The 2,082-nt window shown below is 53.5% G+C and carries 2 protein-coding genes and 1 pseudogene; all 3 read left to right on the top strand.

Translation table 11 applies throughout. The features are described 5' to 3' along the window. Nucleotides 1–732 (top strand): annotated as a pseudogene (locus tag NX773_RS23400) (hypothetical protein); the annotation flags it as partial. 11 nt (nt 733–743) lie between these two features. After that, nucleotides 744–1,718, top strand: coding sequence for a hypothetical protein (locus NX773_RS23395; protein WP_258858635.1), 975 nt, complete (start codon nt 744–746; stop codon nt 1,716–1,718). Between the two features lie 67 nt (nt 1,719–1,785). Next, entirely contained in the window at nt 1,786–2,037 is a 252-nt protein-coding gene (locus NX773_RS23390; RefSeq protein WP_258858634.1) for a PAAR domain-containing protein, read from the top strand. The last annotated feature ends 45 nt before the right edge of the window (nt 2,038–2,082 follow it).

Below are 2,082 nucleotides of genomic sequence, written 5' to 3'. Positions count from 1 at the left end.
CAGTCAGGGTCGGCGAAACTGATCAATGCGATGCCGCCGAAGTGGGCAAAAAAGCGTGCGGGGCCAATGGAACACCCTCCATTGCGAATGGAAAAAGAAAAAATTCGAAAGCTAATGAAAGAAAATCCCAATCACCCGAAGCTTGATGAAAGTATAGCCGCAACCTTTTCCAAGAACGGGGGAATACGAGCCGACATAATTACGGGGCCAACGAAGTTATACCGTATCATCGATCCGTCAAACGAGGCCGCAGGCATGTTTTGGATCTCTGAAGCGGATTTCAAAGCACTCAAAGATCGTGACGAATGGCGCAGAAAGTTCGCTGTCAAACCAGAGTGGAATCAGAATGGTTGGTTCGTCGAATATGAGGTCAAGGCTGGCGAATCGCTCTCTGTTTGGCGCGGATCTGCCGCCAGTCAACAACTCGATGGGACACAACACTATCTCGAAGGTGGGGGTGAGCAAATAGTATTCTTCCCGTCGAATCGGGACAAGATGATTGAGGCGCTGCCGCGGGTCGATCGCAAGACTGGCAAAATACTCGCGGATCATACAGGCGCTCAAGACCGCCGCGTAGAATTTACTGACGTGACCGGCGAGAGTCTCCCGACCAAATTGCGCGCGAAGATAACCGACACGCACATTAATGGCCCTATCGTAACCGGTTGGGGCACTTCCGATTACACGGCGCAGCAGGCCAAACGTATCTTGCTCACGGTCCCAGAGCCATAACTGGAGGGAAAATGCGTAACCTACATCGCGAAGCTGCTATTTGGTCTCTCTTCACCTCGCCCGAGTTTCTTAAATTTGCGGCGCAAGAATGTGAGGAAATAATGAGTTGGTTCGGTACGCTGGCCGTCTCACGTCACGTCGTCAATTTTGGCAGGAACAATCAGGTCTTCGATACTTTTAAGATGCGAGCACTCAACTTCCGACGCGGGGCTGAGCTCGCCAAGTTTGGCGACTATCAGCTTGCATACGATACTGCTTACTCCATACCGGGTGACATGCGTGGCATGATGGAACAACCGCTACACAGCTGGATGACGGAGGATGAGTATAAGGAATTTGATGATGTCAGAGTCAGTCGATTAATGGCATACGCCAACGAAATCGAAAGAGCGTTGCATAATGCCCTATGGGGAGCGCAAAGCTACTTTAGTCCTAATCCAAATTGCCCGGAGCGGAGCAACGACGATGACGGGTTCCCGGGCGACGAAATTGCACAATCCTATGACTCAAACATCAACTGGTATAAAGAACAGTTGCCCTGGGCGCTTCCGGATCCATTGCCAGAATATGTTGTGGATAGATCGATCGCATGCAATACAGGCGACGAGGTTCCCTGGACCGGCGTTTGGTATCCGAGCACCGGGCTGGAAAAGCACAGCCTGACCTTTGCGATAAAAGGGCAAAGAATGCAGCCGGTCTATCGAGTTATCAAAACCTCGGAGGAACTCAGGACCGAGAGCTGCATGTTCCCGCCTCCTGAAACGCTCGCCGTACCGACAACTTGGCATCCGCTTATCCCAACCGTTAAGCCGGTTGAGGCAAATACTGAGCTATGGGCTAAGGCAGGCCAACCGTGTCCGAAAGCAGGTGTTTGGCAGGCACCGGATCCCGGCGCGGTTCCACGGACCTATGCGGCAGACGAAAAAATGGCCAATCTTGGATCCACGTATGGCATCACGGTATGGCGTTGGATGGCCGAACGATAAACCGACTGAGTGCAGCGATTCAGATTCCAGTGACTTGGCAGCCAACGACAAGATGTGGAGGAAGACCATGACGGGCGTGATCAGAGTTGGCGACTCTACCAGTCATGGCGGCAAGGTCGTCGCAGCGTCCAGTGCGGTTGCTGTGCACGGCGTTGCGGTCGCCCGGCAGGGGGATGCTTGCACTTGCCCAGTCAACGGTCATTCGTCATGCGTCATCACCGAAGGGGACCCGATGGTACTGGACGATGGTAAGCCGGTCGCTTTCGAAGGGCACAAGACATCATGCGGCGCGACCCTCATCTCCTCCATCCCTACTTGAATCTCGACCTGGACGGCTATCAAGGCGTGCCCATGGCTGGTGTGT

Source organism: Massilia solisilvae (genome assembly GCF_024753215.1).
Classification (GTDB): domain Bacteria; phylum Pseudomonadota; class Gammaproteobacteria; order Burkholderiales; family Burkholderiaceae_D; genus Telluria; species Telluria solisilvae.
This window is presented reverse-complemented; position numbering and strand designations above follow the sequence as displayed.